The 23,871-nt window shown below is 70.5% G+C and carries 12 protein-coding genes (1 of these 12 cut by a window edge); 7 read left to right on the forward strand and 5 right to left on the reverse strand.

Annotated elements, in window-relative coordinates; genetic code table 11:
- Together ON31_RS04495 and ON31_RS04500 are read left to right on the forward strand one after the other, a co-directional pair.
- A protein-coding gene (locus ON31_RS04495) for a non-ribosomal peptide synthase/polyketide synthase (RefSeq protein ID WP_039809518.1) crosses the window boundary here: on the forward strand, window positions 1-10,768 show its end. Its footprint begins 17,783 nt before the window's first position; the window shows 10,768 of its 28,551 coding nt (coding positions 17,784-28,551); the start codon falls outside the window, past its left edge; the stop codon is at window positions 10,766-10,768.
- 97 nt (window positions 10,769-10,865) lie between these two features.
- Window positions 10,866-11,624 carry a PP2C family protein-serine/threonine phosphatase gene (locus ON31_RS04500; RefSeq protein ID WP_081592221.1) on the forward strand — a complete coding sequence of 253 codons (759 nt, stop codon included), beginning with the start codon at window positions 10,866-10,868 and terminating at the stop codon, window positions 11,622-11,624.
- Window positions 11,625-12,345: 721 nt separating this feature from the next.
- Here the strand turns inward: ON31_RS04500 and ON31_RS04505 are convergent.
- The 3 genes from ON31_RS04505 to ON31_RS04515 all read right to left on the reverse strand — a co-directional run bounded on the left by ON31_RS04505 (window position 12,346) and on the right by ON31_RS04515 (window position 15,712).
- On the reverse strand, window positions 12,346-13,194 hold the full coding sequence (locus ON31_RS04505; RefSeq protein WP_051036855.1) for a lysophospholipid acyltransferase family protein: 849 nt from the start codon (window positions 13,192-13,194) through the stop codon (window positions 12,346-12,348).
- Between the two features lie 300 nt (window positions 13,195-13,494).
- The gene (locus tag ON31_RS04510; RefSeq protein WP_039809521.1) at window positions 13,495-14,442 is read right to left on the reverse strand and encodes an enoyl-CoA hydratase/isomerase family protein; all 948 of its coding nucleotides are present in this window, start codon (window positions 14,440-14,442) and stop codon (window positions 13,495-13,497) included.
- A gap of 100 nt (window positions 14,443-14,542) precedes the next feature.
- Window positions 14,543-15,712, reverse strand: a complete 1,170-nt coding sequence (locus ON31_RS04515; protein WP_039809523.1) for an MCE family protein — start codon at window positions 15,710-15,712, stop codon at window positions 14,543-14,545.
- A gap of 216 nt (window positions 15,713-15,928) precedes the next feature.
- On the opposite strand from ON31_RS04515, the gene ON31_RS04520 reads away from it, so the two are divergent.
- Together ON31_RS04520 and ON31_RS04525 are read left to right on the forward strand one after the other, a co-directional pair.
- Window positions 15,929-16,330: a hypothetical protein gene (locus tag ON31_RS04520; protein WP_039809525.1), complete on the forward strand. Its 402-nt coding sequence runs from the start codon at window positions 15,929-15,931 to the stop codon at window positions 16,328-16,330.
- 171 nt (window positions 16,331-16,501) lie between these two features.
- The gene (locus ON31_RS04525; protein WP_039809526.1) at window positions 16,502-17,347 is read left to right on the forward strand and encodes a DUF6319 family protein; all 846 of its coding nucleotides are present in this window, start codon (window positions 16,502-16,504) and stop codon (window positions 17,345-17,347) included.
- Window positions 17,348-17,402: 55 nt separating this feature from the next.
- Here the strand turns inward: ON31_RS04525 and ON31_RS04530 are convergent, their stop codons facing one another.
- The gene (locus tag ON31_RS04530) at window positions 17,403-18,857 is read right to left on the reverse strand and encodes a GGDEF domain-containing protein (protein ID WP_051036856.1); all 1,455 of its coding nucleotides are present in this window, start codon (window positions 18,855-18,857) and stop codon (window positions 17,403-17,405) included.
- Between the two features lie 453 nt (window positions 18,858-19,310).
- Between ON31_RS04530 and ON31_RS04535 the strand changes: the two genes are divergently transcribed.
- The 3 genes from ON31_RS04535 to ON31_RS04545 all read left to right on the forward strand — a co-directional run bounded on the left by ON31_RS04535 (window position 19,311) and on the right by ON31_RS04545 (window position 21,690).
- The gene (locus tag ON31_RS04535; protein ID WP_051036857.1) at window positions 19,311-21,044 is read left to right on the forward strand and encodes a sodium:solute symporter family protein; all 1,734 of its coding nucleotides are present in this window, start codon (window positions 19,311-19,313) and stop codon (window positions 21,042-21,044) included.
- 25 nt (window positions 21,045-21,069) lie between these two features.
- Window positions 21,070-21,309 carry a hypothetical protein gene (locus tag ON31_RS04540; RefSeq protein ID WP_039809528.1) on the forward strand — a complete coding sequence of 80 codons (240 nt, stop codon included), beginning with the start codon at window positions 21,070-21,072 and terminating at the stop codon, window positions 21,307-21,309.
- A 171-nt stretch (window positions 21,310-21,480) separates the two neighbouring features.
- Complete coding sequence (locus tag ON31_RS04545) at window positions 21,481-21,690, forward strand: hypothetical protein (RefSeq protein WP_039809530.1); 210 nt, start codon at window positions 21,481-21,483, stop codon at window positions 21,688-21,690.
- Between the two features lie 85 nt (window positions 21,691-21,775).
- On the opposite strand, the gene ON31_RS04550 is transcribed toward ON31_RS04545, so the two are convergent.
- Window positions 21,776-23,863 (reverse strand): heavy metal translocating P-type ATPase, encoded by a 2,088-nt coding sequence (locus ON31_RS04550; protein ID WP_063821432.1) that lies wholly within the window; start codon window positions 23,861-23,863, stop codon window positions 21,776-21,778.
- Window positions 23,864-23,871 lie beyond the last annotated feature (8 nt).

The following is a 23,871-nucleotide window of genomic DNA, read 5'->3' on the forward strand; positions in this document are numbered from 1 at the left end:
AATCCAGTACCACACGGCGATTTTCGACGCCGACACCATCGCCGCGTTCACCCGGGAACTGCGGCGGGTGCTGCACATCATCGGCACCGAGACCGCCGCCACGGTGCGCGACATCGACCCGCTGTCGGAGCGGGAGCGTCAGCTGCCGCCGTGCGCCGGGGACGACGACCACGCCGGGGCGGGGACCCTGCTGCCGGACCTGCTGGCGGCGGCCGTGGCGAGCAATCCGGACGGTGCGGCGCTGGTGGACGGCGATCACACCCTCAGCTACCGGCAACTGGACGAGCAGGCGAATCGCCTGGCGCGCTACCTGATCGGCCGCGGCGTCGGCCCCGAGTCCGTGGTGGCGGTGGGCGTGCCCCGCTCCCTGGACTGGGTGCTGGCGGTCTGGGCGGTCGCCAAGACCGGCGCGGCCTTCCTGTCCGTGGACCCGGGCCACCCGATCGACCGCAATCGCTACGTCTGCGCCGATTCCCAGGTGCGGGTCGGTCTCACCGTGACCGCGTACGCCGCCGACCTTCCGGTGGACGGGGTGCCGTGGCTGGTCATCGACGCGCCCGCCACCTCGGACGAGATCGCGGCGTCCGCGCCCGCACCGGTGACGGCCGCGGACCGCGGTGCCGTACGACCGTCCGCCACGGCCTATGTGGTCTACACCTCCGGTTCGACGGGCCGCCCGAAGGGGGTGGAGGTCACCCATGCCGGACTGGCGAACCTGGTGGCCGACCACCGGAACCGCGTTGCCGTCGACCCGGATTCGCGCGTGCTGGCCGTCGCGGCGCGCACCTTCGACGCGGCCGTGCTGGAACTGCTGCTCGCGGTCTCCGGCGGCGCCGCGCTGGTCGTCGCGCCCGAGGAGACCTACGGCGGCCCGCCGTTGGCGGACCTGCTGCGATCGCGGCGCATCACCCACGCGTTCCTCACGCCCGCGGTGGCGCTGTCGATGGACGCCGACGGACTCGACGCGCTGCGGGTCGTGCTGACCGGCGGCGACCGCTGCCCACCGCAGATGGTGGCGCGGTGGTCGCGCACCGACTCGGCCCGGCGGCGGCGCGTGCACAACCTGTACGGTCCGGCGGAGGCCACCATCTGGGTGACCGGGAGCCGCGAACTGCGCGCCGATGCGCCGATCACGCTGGGCGCGACCATTACCGGCATGTCGGTGGCGGTCCTGGACACCTGGCTGCGGCCCGTGCCCGCGGGCGTGGTCGGTGAACTCTACGTCTCTGGACCCGGCGTGGCGCGCGGCTATCGGGGCCGCGCGGGCCTCACCGCGACCCGGTTCGTGGCCGACCCGCACGGGCGGCCGGGGCGGCGCATGTACCGCACCGGCGACCTGGTGCGCTGGAACGCCGACGTATCGGGTTCCGGTGCCGGGGAACTGGAGTTCGTCGGGCGTTCCGACTTCCAGGTCAAGGTGCGCGGTCAGCGCCTGGAACTCGGCGAGGTCGAATCCGCGCTGACCGAAGTGACGGGGGTGGGGCAGGCCGTCGCGGTGGTGCACCACCCGGTGGGCGAGGCCGCCGCGGCGCGGCTGGTGGCCTATGTCGTGGCCGCGCCCGGCAGCGACCTCGACCCTTCCGGCGTGCGCGACTCGGTGGCCCGGCGGCTGCCCGCGTTCCTGGTGCCGGATGTGGTGACCGTGCTCGACGAACTGCCGTTGAACAGCAGCGGCAAGGTCGACCGCCGTGCCCTGCCCGAACCCGCTCTCACGCAACGAGGTTTCCGCGCGCCCGCCGGCGAGACCGAGCGGATCATCGCCGAGGTGTTCGCCGACGTGCTCGGGACCGACCGGGTCGGCGTGGACGACGACTTCTTCGTCCTGGGCGGCGATTCCATCGTCTCCATCCAGGTCGTGGCGAAAGCCAGGGCACGGGGCGTGGTGTTCGGTCCACGGGAGGTGTTCGAGCAGCGGACCGCGGCCCGTCTCGCGACGGTCGCCCGGACCGCCGCGGACGCGGCAGCCGCCGCGACCGAGCTGCCCGGCGGCGGTGTGGGCGAGCTGCCCCTGCTGCCGATCGCCCGCTGGATGGTGGAGTGGGGCAGGGGTTTCCAGCGTTTCGACCAGCACGTGGTGTTGCGGCTCCCCGCCGGTGTCCACGAATCGGCCCTGCTCGCGGCCGTCGGCGCAGTGCTGGAGCGGCACGACGCGCTTCGCTCGACGCTGCGCCACGACGGATCGGGGGAGTGGTCCCTGCATATCGCCCCGGCCGATGCGGTGAACGCGGCGACGGTACTGCACCGGCGCGCGCTCGACCCGGCCGTCGACGTCGACTCCGAACGAGGCCGCCGGACCGTCACCCATATCGCCGCGGTGGAACTGGATTCGGCGCTGCGGCGGTTGGATCCGAGCGCCGGCGACATGGTGCGAATGGTCTGGCTCGCGCCCGCAGACGGTGCACCCGGATGGCTGCTGATCGTGGCGCACCATCTCGTCGTCGACGGCGTGTCCTGGCGAATCCTGGTGCCGGACCTGCTCGCGGCCCTGGCCCAGGCCACCGCCGGCAGCGCGCCGCCCCTGCCGCCGGTGGGCACCTCCGTGCGGCGCTGGGCCCACGGCCTGGTGACCGCCGCCGCCGAGGCGTCCCGCACGGCCGAACTACCTCTCTGGCACGCCATGGCGACGGGACCGGACCCGATGTGGGGCGGGCGCGACCTGGATCCGGGGATCGATACCGTCGAAGCACTGGACCAGGTCGGCATCGAACTGCCCGAGTCGGTCACTCGCGCGCTGTTGTCGACGGTGCCGACGGTCTTCCACGGCAACGTCAACGACGGACTGCTGGCGAGTCTGGCCGCGGCCGTGCGCATCTGGCGTCACCGGCGGGGCATCGCGGAGCCGTCGGTGCTGGTGCGCCTGGAGGGGCACGGACGCGAGGAGCAGGTGGTGCCCGGGGCGGACCTGTCCCGGACGGTCGGCTGGTTCACCTCCATGTTCCCGGTACGCCTCGATACGACCGGGCTCGACCTGGACGGACCGCTCACCGGCAGCGCCGGCCCGGCCGCCCTGGTGCGGTCGGTGAAGGAGACCCTGCGCGCCCTCCCGGACAAGGGCATCGGCTACGGCCTGCTGCGGTACCTCAATCCCGAGACCGCCGCCCAGCTGCCGGACCGGATGCCGGGCCGCATCGCCTTCAACTACCTCGGCCGGGTCTCCGATACCGGCGACGACGAGATCCACGGCGGGCTGGGCGAACTCGCGGTGGCACCCGATCCCGAGACACCGGTGACGGCGGCCCTGGACATCAGCGCGATCGCGGTGGGCGACCGGCTGCGGGGGAGCCTTCGGTTCCCGCGTACGCTGCTCGACCGGGCCGAGGTCGAGGAGTTGGCGCAGTTGTGGTCGCAGGCGTTGACCGCGATCGCTGAATGTGCCGAACTACCCGGTGCGGGTGGACATTCGCCGTCCGACTTCGATCTGGTGCGGTTGACGCAAGCGGAGATCGATGGGTTGGAGCGGGCGTATCCGGCGCTGAGCGATATCTGGCCGGTGACTCCGTTGCAGGCCGGGCTGCTGTTCCACGCCCGATGGGCCGCCGCCGACGATCTGTACGCCTCACAGGTGCTGCTGCGACTGTCCGGCCACCTGGACGTCGCCCGGCTGCGCCGAGCGGGGGCGGTGGTGCTCGAACGTCACCCGAGCCTGCGCAGCGCCTTCGCCACCGGCCGCGACGGCACCACCGTGGCCGTGATCTGCGATGACGCCGAAATACCGTGGGAGTTCGTCGATCTCACCGACGCGACCGATAGCGAGGCGGCGCTCGCGGAGCTGGCCGCCGCCGAGAAGGCGCGGCGCTTCGATCTCGCGGCGGCCCCGCTGCTGCGCTGCACCGTCGTCGCATCGGCCCCCGAGCGGTGGGCCCTGCTCCTGACCAACCACCATGCGATTCTCGACGGCTGGTCCTGCCCGCTGCTGCTCACCGAACTGTTCGCCGCGTATCTGGGTCAGGAATCGCCGACGGCTCCCGGCTCGTATCGAGATTTCCTGGCCTGGCTGGCGACTCGGGACCGGGATGCGGCCCGCGCCGCCTGGGCTCGCGCCCTGGACGGCGTCGAACCCACCCTGATCGCCGGTGCCGCCGCCGACACCGGGGTCGTCGCCGACCACTGGATCACCGTCGCGGACAACGAGACCCGAGAGCTGACGGCCGCGGCCGCCGCCGCGGGCGTCACGCTCAACACCGTCCTCCAGTCGGTGTGGGCCGTGCTGATCGCGCGACTCACCGGACGCGCCGATGTGGTGTTCGGTACGACGGTGTCGGGTCGTCCCGGTGAGCTGCCCGGTGTCGACCGCGCCATCGGCCTGTTCATCAATACGGTGCCGACCCGGGTGCGACTGCGCCCGGCCGAGCCGGTCACCCGGCTGTGGACCCGCGTACACGACGAACAGGCGGCCCTGCTCGACCATCAACACCTGGGGCTCACCGAGATTCACGCGCTCGCCGGTAGCGACGCCCTGTTCGACACCGTCATGGTGCTGGAGTCCTACCCGGTCGACGTCGACGCCGTCCGTCGGCTCACCGGCCCGGGCGCCGTCGCCGTCACCGGCGTGAGCGCTGCCGACTCCACCCACTATCCGCTCACCTGCAGTGTCATCGCGCAGGACGGCCTGCGGATTCGGTTGCAGCACCGTCCGGACGTGCTGGACGAGACCGCCGTCACGGCGTTCGCCACCCGGCTGCACGCGACCCTGCGCGCGGTCGCCCTCGCCCCGGAGACGCCGGTGCGTGCCCTCGGCCTGCCCTCGCCCGCCGAGCACGATCGGCTCGTGCGCGACTGGGGACGCCGCGGCAACCCGGCCACGGCCGTCGTGACCATGCCGGACCTGCTGGCGGCGGCGGTGACCCGCAATCCCGACGGTGACGCGGTCACCGACGGCCATCGGACCCTCACCTACCGCGAACTCGACCAGCGCTCGAATCGATTGGCGCGCTACTTGATCGGTCAGGGCGTCGGCCCGGAATCGGTGATCGCCATCGGCCTGCCGCGCTCCCCGGAATGGGTGCTGGCGGTCTGGGCCATCGCCAAGGCCGGTGCCGCGTTCCTCTCGCTGGACCCCGGTCACCCGCTCGACCGCAATCGGTTCGTCTGTGCGGATTCCATTGTGCACATGGGGATCACGACCGAAGCCCATGCGGCGGCACTGCCGCGCGACGGCGTGGCCTGGCTGGTGCTGGACGATCCGGGCAGCGCGGACGCGATCGCGTCGTGCGCGCCCACGCCGGTCGCCGACGCCGACCGCCACCGCGGCATTCGGCCCGGCAACACCGCCTACCTCATCTACACCTCCGGATCCACCGGCCGCCCCAAGGGCGTGCAGGTCACCCATGCCGGACTCGCGGCCCTGGCCGCCGCGCAGCTCCGTGACCACGAGGTACGGCCCGATTCGCGGGTGCTGGCGGTCGCCGCGCGAACCTTCGACGCGGCCGTCCTCGAATTCCTGTCGGCGGTCTCGGGCGGCGCGCTGCTGGTGATCGCACCCGACGACGTGTACGGCGGCCCGGCGCTGGCCGCGCTGCTGCACACCGCGCGCATCACGCACGCGTTCATGACGCCCGCGGTGGCGCTGACCGTGGAAACGGAGGGCCTGGATGAGCTGCGCATGGTCATGACCGGCGGTGATCGCTGTGCGCCACAGCTGGTGTCGCGCTGGTCGCGCACCGATACCGCGGGTCGGCGCACGGTGCGCAATCTGTACGGTCCGGCCGAGGCGACCGTCTGGGTGACGGGCGCCGAACTGACACCCGGTCGCCCGGTGGTGATCGGCGGGCCGATCCCGGGCATGGGTGTGGTGGTGCTGGATTCGTGGTTGCGGCCGGTGCCCGCCGGGGTGGCGGGTGAACTGTACGTCTCCGGACCCGGCGTGGCGCGGGGCTACCGAGGCCGTGCGGGCCTGACCGCCGCGCGCTTCGTCGCCGACCCGTTCGGAACGGCGGGGGAGCGTCTCTACCGCACCGGCGACCTGGTGCGGTGGCTGCCGGACACGGAATCCGGCTCCGGCGTACTGGAATTCGTGGGCCGGGTCGACTTCCAGGTGAAGGTGCGCGGTCAGCGGATGGAGCCCGGTGAGGTCGAAAGCGCCCTCACCGAACTGGCGGACGTCGAACAGGCCGCCGTCGTCGTGCACACCCCGAACGGCGGTGCCGGTGCGCGCCTGGTGGCCTACGTGGTCGCCGCGCCGGGACACCGGCCCGACCCGGCGACGGTGCGGCGCGCGCTGGGCCAGCGCCTGCCCGGCTATATGGTGCCGGACGCGGTCACGGTGCTGGATCGGCTGCCGGTCACGGTGCACGGCAAAGTCGACAAGGCGGCCCTGCCCGAACCGGTGTGGGAGCGGGCGGAGTACCGCGCGCCGGTCACCCGCACCGAAGAGCTGGTGGCCCGCGTGTTCGCGGCCGTGCTCGACGCCGAGCGGATCGGCCGCCACGACGACTTCTTCGCCCTGGGCGGCAATTCGCTGTCGGCGACCCGGCTGTCGGCGCGACTGGCCGACGAGACCGGTCTCGGCGTCGGCGTACGCGACGTGTTCGAGCGGCCGGTGGTCGCGGAGCTGGCGGCGCTGCTCGACACCCGCACCAGCGCTGCGACGGTGGACACGCCGCGGATCGCCGCGCGGGTGCGGCCGGAGCGGGTGCCGCTGTCGTTCGCGCAGCAGCGCATGTGGTTCGTCAACCGGTACGCCCCCGAATCCGCGGCCTACAGCATCCCGTTGGCGCTGCGGCTGTCCGGCGCGGTGCGCGTGCCGGCGCTCGCGGCCGCCGTCCGGGATGTGCTGGGCCGCCACGAGGTGCTGCGCACGCGGTACCCGGATGTGGACGGTGTGCCGTTCCAAGTGGTCGTCCCGGTCGAGGAGCTGCCCGCCGTGGCGGACATCGACCTGACGCCGCGACCGGCGGAACCCACCGCCGTGACTGCCGCGGTCGCCGCCGCGGCATCGGTGGGATTCGATGTGGCGCAGCGCGTTCCGCTGCGGGTGCGACTGCTGTCGACCGGTCCCGAAGAGTACGTGCTGGTGTGGGTGGTGCATCATATCGCCGCGGACGGCTTCTCCATGGCCCCGCTGGCGCGAGACCTGGCCGCCGCCTACGCCGCGCGCTGCGTCGGGCGGCGACCGGAGTGGGCCCCGCTGCCGGTGCAGTACGCCGACTACACCCTGTGGCAGCGCGAATCGCTGGGCACGGCGGACGACCCGGACGCACCGCTGTCGCGGCAACTCGACTTCTGGACCGAGCGGCTGCGCGGTCTGCCGGAGGTCCTGGACCTGCCCGTCGACCGCCCGCGCCCGGCCGTGGCCTCCCATCGGGGAGCCACCCATCGGTTCACCGTGGACCCGGCGGTGGTCACCGCTGTGCGGGAGCTGGCGCGCACGCGCGGGGTGACCACGTTCATGGTGTTCCATGCGGCCCTGGCGGTGCTGCTGGCGCGGTTGTCGAACAGCGCCGACATCGCCGTGGGCACACCGGTCGCGGGGCGCGGCGCGGCCGAACTCGACGATCTGGTGGGCATGTTCGTCAATACGCTCGTGCTGCGCACCCGCGTGGACGAGTCGGTGCCCTTCACCGAACTGCTGTCCGAGGTTCGTGGCGTCGACCTGGATGCCTTCGCGCACGCGGAGATTCCCTTCGAGCAGGTGGTGGAGGCGCTGGATCCGCCTCGGACCCAGGCCCATCACCCACTGTTCCAGGTGATGCTGGCCTTCCAGAACCTCGATCCGGCCGGGGTAGAGTTGCCGGAGGTGTCGGTGACGCCCGTCGGGACCGACACCGGCATCGAACGGTTCGACCTGACCTTCACCCTGACCGATATCGCCGACGCCGACGGCGCGCTCGGAGTGCACATCGGCTATGCCATCGACCTCTTCGACGCGCGGACGGTCGCCGACGTCGCCGAACGCCTGCTGCGGGTGTTGCGCGCCATCACCGCGAATCCCGCCGTGCCCGTGCGGGATATCGACATCCTCGGCATCGCGGAGCGGCAGCGCCTCCTGGCCGAATACGGGCACGGCCCCGACCTCGAACTCGCCACGATCACGATGCCGGAGCTGCTGGAGATGGCCGTGGCGGGCCATCCCGAGGGCGACGCGGTCGTCGACGGTGACCGGCGACTGTCCTACCGCGAGCTGGACGAGCGCTCGAACCGGTTGGCGCGCTGCCTGATCGGGCACGGCATCGGGCCCGAATCGGTGGTCGCTATCGGCATCGCGCGCTCACTGGACTGGGTGCTGGCCGTCTGGGCCGTCGCCAAGGCCGGGGCGGCCTTCGTGTCGGTGGATCCCGCGCACCCCGCGGAACGAAACCTGTTCGTCTGCACCGATTCCGAAGCGCGCTGTCTGCTCGCGGTGCACGACCTGGGCTTCGAGGTGCCCGGTGTACCGACGCTCCGTCTCGACGCGATCGACCTGACGCGGTTCGACGCGACCGCGGTATCCGATACGGATCGTCGCGGACTGCTGTTGCCGACCACGACGGCCTACGTCGTGTACACCTCGGGCTCCACCGGCCGCCCGAAGGGGGTGGCGGTCCCGCATTCCGGTCTGGGCGCCCTGGTGGCGACGGACCAGCGCGAATACGATGTCGACCCGGACTCGCGCGTAGTTGCCGTGGCGGCACGGACATTCGACGCCGCCGTGCTCGAACTGCTGCTGGCGCTGTCGGGCAGCGCCGCACTGGTCGTCGCGCCCCCGGACGCGTTCGGCGGCGAGCCGCTCGCGCAGGTGCTGCGCGCACAGCGCGTCACCCACGCCTTCCTGACACCCGCGGTGGCGCTCTCGGTGGACCCGGACGGACTCGACGACCTGCGGGTGGTGCTCACCGGCGGGGACCGGTGCCCGTCCCGACTGGTGTCGCGCTGGTCGCGCACCGATACGGCGCGGCGGCGGCGCGTGCACAACCTCTACGGCCCCGCCGAAACGACGATCTGGGCGACCGCCAGCGCCGAACTGCTGCCCGACACCCCGGTCACCCTCGGTTCGGCGATCCCCGGAGCCGCGGTCACGGTGCTCGACGGCTGGCTGCGCCCGGTGCCTGCGGGCGTGGTGGGCGAGCTGTACATCGCGGGACCCGGTGTGGCACGCGGTTATCGAGGTCGCGCCGCCGCCACCGCGGCCCGATTCGTCGCCGACCCCTACGGCCCACCCGGCGCGCGTCTGTACCGCACCGGCGACCTGGTGCGCTGGACGACCGGCGACACCTGTGTCGGGGTCGGCGGATTCGACTCGGCCGTACCCGAGTTCCGGCAAGGGCCGGGCGCCTCCGGCCCGGTTCGGCCCGGAGCGAGTCCGGGGACAACTGCTGGGCGCGGTGCCGGAGGACCCGACCACGTCGGTGGACGGGGAGTACTGACCTTCGTGGGCCGCGCCGACTTCCAGGTGAAGGTGCGCGGCCAACGGCTGGAACTCGGCGAGGTCGAAGCGGCGCTGACCGAACTGGACTCCATCGAGCAGGCGACCGTCGTCGTGCACACCCCCGATGACGCCACCGGGGCGCGCCTGGTGGCCTATGTGACGGCGCGGCCGGAGCACACCGTGGACCCGGATCGGGTGCGCCGGGAGCTGGGCCGGCGTCTGCCCGGCTACCTGGTGCCCGATACCGTCATGGCGCTCACCGCCCTGCCGATGACCGCCAGCGGCAAGGTCGACCGCCGCGCGCTGCCGGAACCGGTCATCGCGGCACGTACCTTCCGCGCACCGGTCACCGCCACCGAGCGGCTGGTCGCGGCGGTGTTCGCCGAAGTGCTCGGGGTCGACCGGGTGGGCGCGGACGACGACTTCTTCGCACTCGGCGGGAACTCGCTCAGCGCGGTGCGGGTCGTCACGCTGCTGCGGTCGCGTACCGGCAGGCAGTTGCGGTACGGCCACCTCTTCTCCGACGCCAGCCCGGCCGCACTCGCACACGCCCTCGACAGCGGCGCGGACACCATGAACCTCTCGCTCGGCGTCCTGACCCCCCTGCGCTCCGCGGGCACCCGCCCGCCGCTGTTCTGCGTGCATCCCGGCGGCGGCCTGGCCTGGGTGTACGGCGCACTGGTCGGTCACCTCGAGCCGGACCGCCCCGTCCACGGCCTCCAGGATCCCTACATCGTCGCCGACGAACCTCGGCTGGAATCCGTTGGCGCATACGCCGATCGGTATGTGCGCGAACTCCTCGAGCGGTTCCCGGACACCACCTACCACCTGCTGGGCTGGTCCCTGGGCGGCCAGATCGCCCACGCCATGGCCGCCCGGCTGCAGGAACTCGGCCACCCGGTCGGCCTGCTCGCCCTGGTGGACGCCGGTATCACCACCGAACCCGTCGAACTGCCGGAACCGGGACCGCGCGAGGTGGCCGAGACCGTCGGCCGGATTCTCGGCGGCTGGCGAGAGGCACTCGGCCTGTCCGACATTCCCGACATCGACCGGGTCGAGGACTTCTACGCCCTGGTCTCCGATCGGATCAGCCGCGCCGGCATCCTGACGGCACCGCAGGTGGAACGCGTCCTGGAGAGCTTCTCCCAACCGCTGCCCTACGACCCGCGCCACTTCACCGGCGACGCCCTGCTGTTCACCTCCGCCCGCGAGCCGAACCGGGACGGGTTCACCGCGACCTGGCGGCGGTACATCACCGGCCGTATCGAGGAAATCCCCGTTGACGCCTGGCATACCGGAATGTTGAGCGCCGACAAGGCAGCCGAACTCGGCCCGATCCTGCGGGCCCGGCTGCGCGCGCTCGATAACGGCTCCGCAGCAGGTCAGCCGACCGACGACCGGTTAGGTGACAATCCGATCACATAGCAACTACACAGGTAATTCTGGCGCGGAACACGGCTCGAGGCTGTTGACTATGGGTTGTGCTGATCGGCAGCACCCGCGAGTCCGAGGAGGTCGGGCCATGCACAGCGCAGCCATCGAGGTCGGAGCCGTCACGTCGGTAGGTCCGGACGGGGAGGGGCGGGCGGTGCGGGTCGCGGGGGAGGCGGTCAGCAAGCGCGGACGGCGCGAGATCAACGCCGATGCGGTCGCCACGGTGACCGATCGTCGGGTCGGGCGCACCGCGGTGGTGGTGGCGGACGGCGTCGGCGACCATCTGGGTGCGGCCCGGGCGGCCCGCATCGTGGCCCGCACGGCGGCGCGGGTGGCGGTCACCGAGGGGGCGCGCGCCGGAATCCTCGCCGCCCGAACCGAACTGGAACGCGAGCTACCCGAGTCCGGCGGTGACAGCGTGCTGGCGGTCGCGGTGCTGCCCGCCGACGGTCGCCCCGACGGCCCGTGCGATATCGCCTGGGTCGGCGACTGCCGCGTCTACCGCTGGAACGGCCGTGTCCTGCACCAGATCACCACCGACCACACCGTCGCAGAATACTTCCGCCTGCGCGGCCACGAACCCCTGCCCGGTATGGGCCACCTGGTCACCACCTCCGCCCGCACCGCGCGCGCCGAGGACATCGGCCAGGCCGCCACCGGCTCCAGCACCGGCCGCTTCCTCCTCACCACCGACGGCGTCCACAAGCCCCTGGACATCGCCACCGTCAAAGCCCTGCTCACCCACCCCACCACCCCCGGCCTCACCGCCGACTCCCTGGTGGAAACCGCCCTCACCTCCGGCGGCACCGACAACGCCACCGCCCTCGTGGTGGACGTGCGCGGCTAACCCCGCCGATCTGCCCGCCCTTTCCACAGCCGACACCGACTCCTCGCGCCAGCCGACACCGACTCGCGCCATGGCCGATACGGGCTCGCGCTTCGCCGATACGTCGAGCGCCACAGCCGATATGGTTCGTCGCATCTCGCCGGTGCGGTCAGCGCCCTGGTCGCCGTATCGAGTCCCGCAGTCCATGCCCTGTGCCGCAGCTGATGCGATCCAGCGCTGTAGCCGGTGTGGCCTGCGCTGTAGCCGGTGCGTCGAGCGGCACAGTCCATGCCCTGTGCCGCAACTGATGCGATCCAGCGCCGTAGCCGATGCGGCCGGAGCTGCGGCTGATGCGTCGAGCGCCGCAGTCCACGCCTTGTGCCGCAACTGATGCGCCCCAGCGTCGTAGCCGATGCGGCTGGAGTCGTGGCTGTTGCGCTCCAGCGCCGTAGCCGGTGTGGCCTGCGCCGTAGCCGATGCGTCGAGCCCCGCGGTCCACGCCTTGTGCCGCAGCCGATGTGAACCAGCGCCGTAGCCGGTGCCGCTTGCGCCGCCGAAGATTCCGCTGTGCGCCGTAGCCGGTGCGGCCTGCGAGCGTGCTGAGGAAGCGCGAGAGCGTGGCCCGGAGAGGCGGGTGAGCGCGGCCCGAGGGGCGGGTGAGTGTGGCCCGGACGGTTGGGGTGCGGCCCGGAGAGTAGGAGGTCTCTCCGGGCCACGGCTGTCCGTCGGGCGGTATGTCGTCCTACAGGAGGTTCGCCAAGCCGGACAGCGGTCCGGGGAGGGCCGCGAGGTGGTTCTTGATACCCGCGGACACCGGGTTGGGGGTTTCGGCTCGGAGGCGGTCGAGTTCGGTTTGCATGGTGCGCACTGTTGATTCGTAGTGGGCGGCCACCGCGGCTGTGTCCTCGGGGTCACCGGGTTCGGTGGACCAGTCCAGGGGTGGGAGGAAGCTGACGTCGACCGTGGCGGGGAGAGGTATCTGCGGGATCACCGGGGCGACGCCGAAGGGGAGGCCGACGGTGTAGGGGAACACCTTGGCGCGGAACAGCTTGTCGAGCTGCAAGAGCTTGGCGGTGCGTTCGCCGCGGCTGAGGATGAAGATGGAATCGTGGCCGCCGTTGGCGACCGCGGGGATGACCGGCACTCCCAGTTTCAGGGCCAGCCGGATGAATCCCTTGCGCCCGGCGAAATCGATCTTGCCGCGCTCGGTCCAGGGACGGCACGCCTCCCAGTCGCCACCGGGATACACCATGACCGCGCCACCGTCCTTGAGTCCGGCCGCGGCTGCCTCCTGGGACGCGGGAATCACGCCGAACTGCCGCAGACTGTCACCGAGAAACGGTGCGCGCAAAAGAATTTCGTGCGCGACCCCGAAGGTCGGCTCGGTGGGGCGACGCTCCATCATGGCCATGAAGGTGATCCACACCTCGGGCGCCCAGTAGATGGAGGAGTGATTGCCGATGACCAGCGCCGGGCCCGAGGCAGGCAGATTCTCCAGCCCGCTCACCTTCGGGGTGAAATAACTCGTGTAGGCCCGCGCCAGGGGCAGCAGCGGGTGATTCGGATCCGGAACCTGCGTGGTGGTGCTCATGTACCCATTCCTGTCTCTCGCACTGGCGGTGGACGGGCGGCGCGAGACGGCCTGCGCCCATGCTCGAAAAAGCCTCGGGCGGAATTGAATTGCCCCCGGTACATCCCCATTGATAGTCCCCGATCGGCCGCGTCCACGCGGACCGGTAGGGCGCTGCGGCGCTCCATCGTCGCCGCGCTGCGATCGATGTCCGTCACCGTCCTCCTGCCCCTCCGACGTTAGCAGCCAAGCGTTTGCTTGGTAGGAAGTGTGCGGAATCCAACAGTCACGGCCACCCCCGGCGAATTCACCCGCGCCGTCCTAGGATTCCCCGGCCGTACCCCGATGCCAATCCGGCAGCCGCTCCTCGATGAACGCGGTGAGATCCTTCCCCGCCGCCTCGTTGCGCCGCACATCGGCGAGATAGGCGCGCATGGCGTCCCGCGTCTGCGGCTGCGAGGCGGCGGCGAGGAATCCGGCCCGCTCCACATGCAGTCCGGCCTCCAGCCCGGCCGAACCGCCCTCGTGCACAGCGCGTTTGACGGCGGCGACGGCCACGGGGGAGCGCCGCGCCAACCGCCGGGCGGTATCGAGCGCCTCCGCGAGCAGCCGATCCGGATCGACCAGCCGGTTCACCAGCCCGATATCCCGCGCGGTGGCGGCGTCGATCGGCGCGCCCTCCAGACACAGTTCCAGCGCCCGCGCCGCGCCGAGCGAGCGGGTGAGCAACTGGGTGCCGCCGCCGCCCGGAATCAGCCCGACCAGGATTTCCGGCTGCCCGATGCGGTACGGCCCGTCGGCCATCAGCCGGATATCGCAGGACAGGACGAGTTCGCAGCCGCCGCCCATGGCGTGGCCGTTCACCGCGGCGACGAAGACCTTGTCCGATCGCCGCATCAGGCGGCACACCTCGTGATAGCGCAGGATATCGGTGAGCCCGGCGGTCATCCCGCGCCCGAGCACCGCCTGCGCCCCGGGCAGATGACTGGCCGCGCCCGTGGTTCGCAATGCCGCACCGGCCAGCGCCGGACTCAGCGGCAGCGGGCTGGCCTCGGCCCCGGCGAGAATCTCGGCCACGTCGTAGTGGCTCACGAACACCCCGGGCAGCGCGCTGGTCACCACGACCGCCCGCACCGTCTCGTCGTCGGCCAGCCGGTGCAGCAGTGCTTCCAGGTCGCGCATCATCTCGCCGGTGAGGAAGTTGTAGGGCGGATTATCCAGTTCCACGGTGAGGACGGCATCGTGCTGTCTGGTACGAATCGCGTTCATTCGCCCACGATATGGACGCCGATCCGCTCGGTGGAATACCCGTGCGGCCGGTCTTGTCGGTTGCACAATTCCCGCCGGGAATTCCGGGCAGCGTGCCGGGTCAGCGCACCGGCGGCAGCGTCCGTTCGTTCGGATCCACCCCCGTGGGCTGATTCGCGCCATTGTCGGGCACATTCGGCCGCGGCGCATTGCCCGAGCCGCGAATCTGTTGTTCGGCGGGCGGATTCACGCAGTAGTTCCAGCGGCGGAAGGTACCGTCCTGCACCACGTACTGGGGGGTCTGCTTGGTCGGGTACTGGCAGAACGGGCGCGGCCAGATGTCGACGATGGTGTAGAACTCACCGTCGTGCGCGGGCACGCCCATGGCGGAGGTGCCGATCAGCAGCGACGGGAACAGCGCCCGCAGGGCCGGAATACGCAGTTGGGCCGCGCGGACCACGGCGCTGAGATTGGTCGCCAGGCTGGTGATGGGGTCGGCATTGCGGTCCAGCGTCCGCGCCGCCACGTCGATCATGCCCGGCGCGTCGTCGAGCAGTGCCCGGATCTCGGCGTCGGCGGCGGTGACCTGATCGATGAGAATGCGCGAACTGCGGGTCAGCGTGCCCAGATCCGGTTGGGCCTGGGAGGTGGTGGCGGCGATGGTGCGCAGGCTGGTGATGAGATTGGTGGTCTGCGGCAGCAGATTGTCCAACCCGGCCACGGCCAGGCTGATGCCGTTCACGAAGGCGCGGAACTGGTCCGGTCCGCCGCTGAGCGCGATATCGAGTTCGTCCAGGATGACGGCGAACTTGTCGGGATCGATCTGGGCGATGAGCTCGCTGGAGTCGATCAGGACCTCCGAGAGCGGCACCGGGGTGGAGGTGCGGGCGGCGTCGAACGGCACCACCGCGCCGTCGTCGAGGTAGGGACCCCGATCGGTATTGGGCACGAAGTCGATGTACTGCTCGCCGGCAGCGGACAGCGCGTGCACCTGGACGGCCGTATCCTTCGGAATCCGGTATCGGTTGTCGACTTCCGCGCGCACCGCCACCGCGGCACCGGCGTCGGTGAGTTCGACGGCCGTGATCTCGCCGATCCGGTAGCCGCGCCAGGTGACATTGTTACCCGCCTGCAAACCGCCTGACCGGTCCAATTGGATGGTCACCGTGTACGTCGATCCGGGTGGTCGCACCCGCATCACGTCGAACAGCAGATAACCGCCTCCGACCAGTACTCCGAGCGCGAGGGTGAGACCGCTGGCCAGAAACCTGTGACGCTGGGGATTGCTCACGAGCCACCTTTGCCGCCGGGTACCGGAACACTGCAACAGCTAACTCTTGGCGAAAACTCGCCCATAGTAGCGGGTCCGCGTGCGCCGATTGCGTGATTGCGACACGACCCACGCGTCATGTGACGACACGCCGGTGTGGTGGGGTACTCTTCGCGCAGCTAATGGACGGCAACCGAGGTTCGGGGGCCGGAAGTGTGCTGGGGAAAGGGAGATTCGATGATCGCCCGCCGCGTGTGGTTGGCCGGTGTCGCAGGTGCGTGTGCGGTACTGGCGTCGGGATGTGCTGATCGGGACGACACCACCACCGAGGCGTTCGGTGCGGAACCGGCCGCGACGGACGCGTCGAACGCGCAGCGCAGTGTCTTCGTCACCGAGTGCGGGGGCACGGCGGCCGGGTGGCGGGCCGCGGGGGTGGTGAGCAACCTCGATGACGTCGAGCACCGCTACGCGGTCGTGGTCAGCTTCGTCACGCCGGAGTCGACCGTACTGGAGCGCACCCGCACCGAGGTGCTGGTGCAGCCGGGGGCAACGGAGAACTTCACCACCGAAACCCGGCTCGATCCGGTGCGGCGGCCGGATTCCGTGGCGTGCGTGCTGCGGGATGTGGAACAGCTCTGAACTCGGCGTACCGATTGCCGGGAGGCTGCTCCGGGCTCGGGTCGAACCCGCCCGGCGGGGGCCGCGCAGGGCTTAGGATCAGCAGCGGGCCGAACTCTCCGTTGTGGATTTGTCGGTGCCATGGTGCATGCTCTTGGGCACGCAAGTGTCCACCACCGCTCGGAGTGCCCCATGTCGTCCCGCCGCACCAAGCCACAGCCCTTGTCGGATAGCGAGATTCGGCAGATCGCCACGGATATCGAGGCCGGCCGTCCGCCGATGGTGTGGTTCACGGCCGCGGCGGTCGGGGTGCCGGAGGGGCGGTCCGGGAAGGTGCTCGCACTCGGTGATCCCTCCGAGGGCGATTTCCTACAGATAAAACCGACCGGCTCGAAAGATGTGATGGCCTTCGGCCCCACCGAGGTCACCCTGATCAAACCGGCCCGGCCCCAGAAGGACGCCGCGGCCGGGAAGAAGGCGACCGCGGCCAAGGCCGCGGCCGCCGCGACAACGACCGACGCGAAACCGCCTGTAGCGAAACCGACAACGGCAACCAGGAAGGATTCCACTGTGACGATGTCGTCGCCCGCGACCATGCCATCGGCCCAGCCGAGCGCATCGCCCACGCCCGATCCCGCAGCGGCGCAGCCCGGCTCGGCGCCGGAGCCCGCGGGCACCGCCGCCACCTCCAACAACGACACGGGCAAGGCGGCCAAGCCCGCCGGGTCTCGCCCCGCCCGCAATGCCGCCGCCGCATCCCGCAAGGCCAAGGCCCCGGAGGTGACCGTCACCCTCTCCGGCACCGCCGACGGTGAATGGACCCTCGATGTCGTCAACGGCAAGAAGCGCACCATTCGCGGTCTCTCGGTGCCGAGTTCGTCGGTAGCCCAAGCGGCCAAGATCCTGCACCCGGAGGTCGCCGAGGTGGTCGACTCCGTACTCGAGGCGGTGCGCGGCGCCCAGCGCGCCAAGGTGGAACAGTTGCAGGCCGAACTGGAGAACGCCCGCCGCCTGCTCGACGAGCTCGGCAGCAACTGACCTGCCGTCCCGCCCGGTCCGTCGCGCCGCCGCGCGACCGGCTGGGCGGGGCCGCTCAGACCGCCGTCTCCCGCTGCCAGGCCGGTGGATCGGCGGGCTGGACCGGGGGCGCCTCGTCCTGGAACACGTAGCCGAGCGAGAACTCCTTGGCCTGGTACATGGCCGAATCCGCCTCGCGCAGTAGGTCGTATACAGTGGTGTCACTGCCCCGTCCGCCGCTGCACGCGACACCGATACTGGCCGCGATCCGCACCTCCGCCGCACTGAGCTCGAACGGCTCACCGAGCGCGGCCAGCAGCCGCTCCGCCAGGAGGGTGGCCTGCTGCCGTCCCACCGGAGTGAGCACCACGAATTCATCACCGCCGTAGCGGGCGGCGGCGTCGTCGCGCCGGATGATGCGTCGAATCCGCGCCGCCGCATTGGCGATCAACTCGTCACCCACCGCGTGCCCGTAGTTGTCGTTGACCCGTTTGAACCCGTCCAGGTCGATGAACAGCAGCGCCAGCGGCGCCTCACCCCAGCGCTCGCGATTGCGGTGCAGCGCCCGCAGCAGTGCCGCGCGATTGAGCAGTCCGGTCAGCATGTCGTGATCGGCCTGATACTGCGCCCGCCGCTCACTGCGCGCGCTGCGTTCGATGGCACGCTCACTGCGCAGCAGCATTCCGGCCAGCAGCAGCGCGAACAGCGAGGACACCACCAGCCGGTCCACCGGATCCAGGCTCGAACCCACCACCGGAACCAGCGACGCCACGATGAGCACGATGGCGATGATGCTGGCCCGCTGCCGTGACCGGTGCGACAGGATTCGCCGCGGTTCCCCGAGCGTGACCATGGTGGGGTGCAGGGCCGCCACCCCGATCAGCGTGTACGCCAGTTGCAGTGGCACCAGCAGGATCTCGTGCTCGATCACCGCCGATCCGGCCGTCTCCAGGTTGTAGCCCAGATCGCCCGCCAGAATGATCAGCATGGCCAGGTGCACCAGACGCAGGGAGTATTCCGAACGCGCCGAGGTCACCACCGAATGCGCGACCACGGTCAGCATGAGCGCGTCCACCACCGGGTAGGTGGCGGCGGTCAGCGTGGTGAACGAGATCCGCTCGGCCGCGTGCAGGATCGGCGAGATGAGGAAGGTCCACGAGGCCAGCAGCGCACCCAACCCGATGAGCGCGGAATCCAGCAGCAGATCGTGATCGGTGCTGCGCTTGCGGGGCCGCAGCCACAGCACCGCCGCCACGCCGATACCGCAGTATCCGGTGAGCGTGAACAGGTCGTCGAACGGATGCGTCTGCGAGTGCGTGACATCGCGCAGTACCGCCCCGATGGTGAACTGCACGGCGGAGATCGAGAGCAGATACCACGGCAGCGGCTGCGGGGGTGCGTAGCGGCGCAGCCCCACCCCGATCATGGTCACGCTGGCGATGACGGAAACGCTGAGCGTGAACACACCGAAGGAGCGGGAAGCCACAAGCAGCAGCAGGGTCAGCAGGCAGAGCAGAAATCCGAACAGCACGGTGCGCCAACAGGATCCGAATAGTCGACCGGACCTCTCCGTTGGCCCTGCCTCCCTGCCCACCAGCCGCCCCCTTTGTCCGCTCCGTCCCCGATGAAGCCGCCACTTCATCGTAGGTCCGCGATTCCTCCGCCATGAGGTCACCCGGTGCGCACTGGGCGCGGCTCGTTGGGGGGTGAGGTGAACCCCGTGTACGGCCATACGGTCCCGGGTAGCAGAGTCGATCATGTCACGAAAACAAGCTTCCCGTATCGGACTTGGACGAACGCGTAGGACTGCTTTTCGCAAGGTTCGCTGTGCATGCTGCACTGTGAGGTTTCGATGCCGAGGGTCGGGCGTGTGACCCGGTGCCAGGCGTGTCCCACACGATCATCACCGGCGCTACGGACTGGACAGTTAGTATTCGCCGCACGGTTGTTCGTCTCCGCCCGATCGTCTCGTCAGGAGAGCTGTATGCCGTTCCACGTCGCCGGTTCCGCCGAACCCCTCACCGCCGTACTCGCCGACGGGCAATTGCGGCTGGATGCCGATCCCGTCGACTACGCGCTGGTAGCGCTGTATTTCATCTTCGTTCTCGGCATCGGTCTGCTGGCCCGGCAGCGGGTTTCGTCGAGTATCGACTTTTTCCTGTCCGGACGTTCGCTGCCCGCCTGGGTGACCGGTCTGGCCTTCATCTCCGCCAATCTCGGCGCGGTCGAGATCATGGGCATGTCCGCCAACGGTGCGGAGTACGGCATGCCGACCATGCACTACTTCTGGATCGGCGCGGTGCCGGCCATGCTGTTCCTGGGCGTGGTGATGATGCCGTTCTACTACGGCTCCAAGGTGCGCAGCGTCCCGGAATTCATGCGGCGGCGCTTCGGACCGGGTGCGCACCTGGTCAACGCGCTCAGCTTCGCGGTGGCGCAGGTGCTCATCGCCGGGGTCAACCTGTACCTGCTCGGCACCATCCTCAATGTGCTGCTGGGCTGGCCGCTGTGGGTGTCGGTGATGGCGGCCGCGGTGATCGTGCTCTCCTACATCACGCTGGGCGGGTTGTCGGCGGCCATCTACAACGAGGTGCTGCAGTTCTTCGTGATCGTGGCCGCCCTGCTGCCGCTGACACTGGTCGGTCTGCACAAGGTGGGCGGCTGGGATGGCCTGCGCGACAAGGTGATCGCCGGTCCCGGCGGCGCGCAGCAGGTCGAGGCGTGGCCGGGTAATGAGCTGTCCGGCTTCGCTAACAACTTCATGTCCATTCTCGGCATCGTGTTCGGCCTCGGCTTCGTGCTGTCGTTCGGGTACTGGACCACCAATTTCGTCGAGGTGCAGCGCGCCATGGCGACGCACTCGATCTCCGCCGCGCGGCGCACGCCGATCATCGGCGCGTATCCGAAGATGTTCATCCCCTTCATCGTCGTCATTCCGGGCATGATCTCCGCGGTGCTGGTGCCGCAGATCATCGACCTCAAGGCGCAGACCGCGGCGAATCCGGACTACCAGGGCGACACCACCTACAACCAGGCGCTGCTGTACCTCATGAAGGACACGCTGCCCAACGGGCTGCTGGGGGTGGGGCTGGCCGGACTCCTCGCGGCGTTCATGGCCGGTATGGCGGCCAATGTCTCGGCGTTCAACACCGTGTTCAGCTACGACCTGTGGCAGCAGTACGTGGTCAAGGACCGGGAGGACGGGTACTACCTGCGCGTGGGCCGCCTGGCCACCGTCGGCGCGACCGTCGCCGCCATCGGCACCGCGTTCATCGCCGGGAATTTCGGCAATATGATGGACTATCTGCAAACGCTGTTCAGCTTCTTCAACGCACCGCTGTTCGCGACCTTCATCTTGGGCATGTTCTGGAAGCGCATGACACCGGCCGCCGGATGGGCGGGCCTGGTGGCCGGAACCGCCTCCGCCATCGTCGTTTTCATCCTGCACGAGGCCGGTGTCTTCCATTTGTCCGGGCAGGGTTCGAGTTTCGTGGCGGCGGGCGTGGCATTCGCGGTGGATATCGTGGTGAGCGTGGTCGTCACCCAGGTGTCGCAGCCCAGGCCCGCGGCGGAACTGGTCGGCCTGGTCTACTCCGAGACTCCCAAAGAGGTGCGTACCGACCCGGAATCGGACACGCTGCCCTGGTATCAGCGGCCCGTCCTGCTGGCCGGTATCGCCCTGGTCATCGTCATCGCCCTCAATGTCTTCGTCGGCTGACCCCGCCGGATAGGAAAGGCCCGCCATGCTGTTCGATATCCGCACCATCGTCGGCGCACTGCTCGCCTGCTACGGCCTCATCGTCCTGGTGACGGGCCTGACCTACGACGCCGCCGAACAGGAGGCCAAAACCGGCGGCATCGACATCAACCAGTGGACCGGCATCGGCATGCTCATCGCCGCCGCCGTCTTCTTCACCTGGGTTCGCCTGCGCCCCGTCCAGGTCCCGCCCACCCCGCCGGAGAACGAGAAGCCCGCCGAATAGCTCAGCGTCGGCAGGCGCGCGGGCGCGTCGCGCGCGTGTCCACCGCGGCATCGGTAACGAACGATCGCCGTACTCCCGACACACAGACGTGGATGGACGACGACGCGGTCCTCGTCCCCGTCGCCGCCGGTCGGCACCGTGCCACCGGAACGCATCACCGAAGGTGAGCCAATGGAGTACTTCGCGCCCCGCTCGCTCGAACTCGTCGACTGCACGGTCGAATTGGAGAACCTGACCAGACTGGACCTCTCGAACGTGCTGGCCCTACACCGGGATTGCGATCCGGGGATCTGCTCCCTGCATTCCCGCGCCGCATCCCTGCTCGGCATCGCCCACGGCCCGGCACCCGCGCGTCGTCACCCGCGGTTACCGAACCACTGAGGTTCGAACCGCGCTGGGCGGCAGCGCGGTTCACCCGCGGGTCTGCGGTGGGTTCGGGTCCGGTGTCGTCATTGCGGAGACGAAATCACCGAGGCGGCGCTGCCTTTCGTTCCGACGGACGAATCGTGAGGCCGATGGGCGCGGGTTCCGCGCAGCAGTCACAGGCCGGGGTGGCTGCCGACGGTCGTGTGGCGCGGATGTCGAACGATGGGGGAGTACCGACCGGTTGCATGGTTGGCAGGTCGGCACGACGGCGCAGCCGGGCGGCGCGGATGCCGTTGGCGATGACGAAGACCTCGGCGAGTTCGTGGATGAAGACCACGGTGGCCAGGCCGAGGACGCCGGTGGCGGCGAGCGGGACCAGCGACAGCACGATCGCGGCCGACAGGCCCATGTTCTGGAGCATGATCGCGCGGGCGCGGCGGGCGTGCCGGACGGCGTGCGGCAGTTGGCGCAGGTCGTGCCCGAGCAGTGCGATATCGGCGGTCTCGATGGCGACATCGGTTCCCATGGCGCCCATGGCGATTCCGATATCGGCGGTGGCCAGCGCGGGGGCGTCGTTGACGCCGTCGCCGACCATGGCGACCGCGCCGGGGCGCTCCCGGCGCAGCCGGGCGATGTGGTCGGCCTTGTCGGTGGGAAGCAGCTCGGCATGGACGTCGTCGATACCCGCCCGTGCGGCGAGCGCGGCCGCCGTGCGGGCGTTGTCGCCGGTCAGCATGGCCACCCGCACCCCGGCCCGGTGGAGGTCGGCGACGGTGTCGGCGGCCTCGGGGCGCAGTTCGTCACGGATGCCGACCAGTCCGATCAGGACGTGATCGTATTCGAGCAGCGCGACCGTCACACCGGCGTCTTGGAGTCGATCGACATGGTCGGCGAGTGCGCCGGTACGAATCCAGCCGGGCTTGCCGAGGCGGGCCGCCCGCCCGTCCACGATGCCCTCGATCCCCGCACCGGGAACGGTGGTGACGTCCCGTGCGGGCGCGGCGGGTGCGGGAGCGTCGGCCAGAATCGCGGCGGCGAGCGGATGTTCACTGCGCGCCTCCAGCGCGGCGGCGAGCGCGTGGACCCGTTCGGGAGAATGGTCCGCGGTGGGAACGATCTCGACGACAGTGGGCCGGTTGCGGGTCAGCGTGCCGGTCTTGTCCAGCGCGACCGTGCGCACCGCGCCCAGCGCTTCCAGCGCCGCGCCACCCTTGACCAGCACCCCGAGCCGGGTGGCGGCGCCGACCGCGGCGATGACGGTGACCGGCACCGAAATGGCCAGGGCGCACGGGGCGGCGGCGACCAGCACCACCAGCGCACGTTCGAACCACAGCGCCGGATCGCCGAAAACACCGCCGAGCGCGGCGATTCCGGCGGCGAGCACCATGACCGCGGGCACCAGCGGGCGGGCCAACCGGTCGGCCAGCCGCTGCCGGGAACCCTTGCGCCGCTGGGCGTCCTCGACCACGCGGACGACCTTGGCCAGCGAGTTGTCCGCCACGGTCGCGGTCGCCCGCACCACCAGCGCGCCGCGGGCATTGATCGACCCGGCGAACACCGCGTCACCCGGGCCGACCTCCACCGGCACCGACTCCCCGGTCACCGCGGCGGTGTCCAGACTCGAACGCCCTTCGCGCACCATGCCGTCGCTGGCGATCCGGTCACCCGCCCGCACCAGCATCAGGTCCCCGACCAGCAGTTCACCGGGCTCGATGGTGGCTTCGCGGCCGTCGCGCAGCACGCGCACCCGGTCCGGCACCAGGGTGAGCAGCGCCCGCAACCCCTGGCGGGTGCGCGCGAGCGAATAGTCCTCCAGGGCTTCGCTGATGGAGAACAGGAACGCCAGCATCGCCGCCTCGGCGAACTGCCCCAGCGCCAGCGCGCCGATCAATGCGATCGTCATCAGCGTGGCGACGCCGATCCGCCGCCGCAGCAGTGCCCGCACCGCACCCGGTACGAAGGTCGTCCCGCCGACCGCCGCCGCTGCCAGGTGCGTCGCGGTGGCCCCGGCCTCGAAGCCGGACCAGCCCGCCGCGAAACCGCCCAGCAGCAGCACCCCCGCCACACCGGCCAGCCGGAGTTCCCGCACCTGCCACAACCGCTGCGGGCGTTCGTCTCCGGCGTCCGGCGCGGCCGCGTTCCCGTGTTCGCCGGGGCCTTCGTCGATGCCGCAGCACGCGTCGCTCATCGTCGCAC

The organism is Nocardia otitidiscaviarum NBRC 14405 (assembly GCF_000308635.1).
In the GTDB taxonomy this organism is placed as follows: domain Bacteria; phylum Actinomycetota; class Actinomycetes; order Mycobacteriales; family Mycobacteriaceae; genus Nocardia; species Nocardia otitidiscaviarum.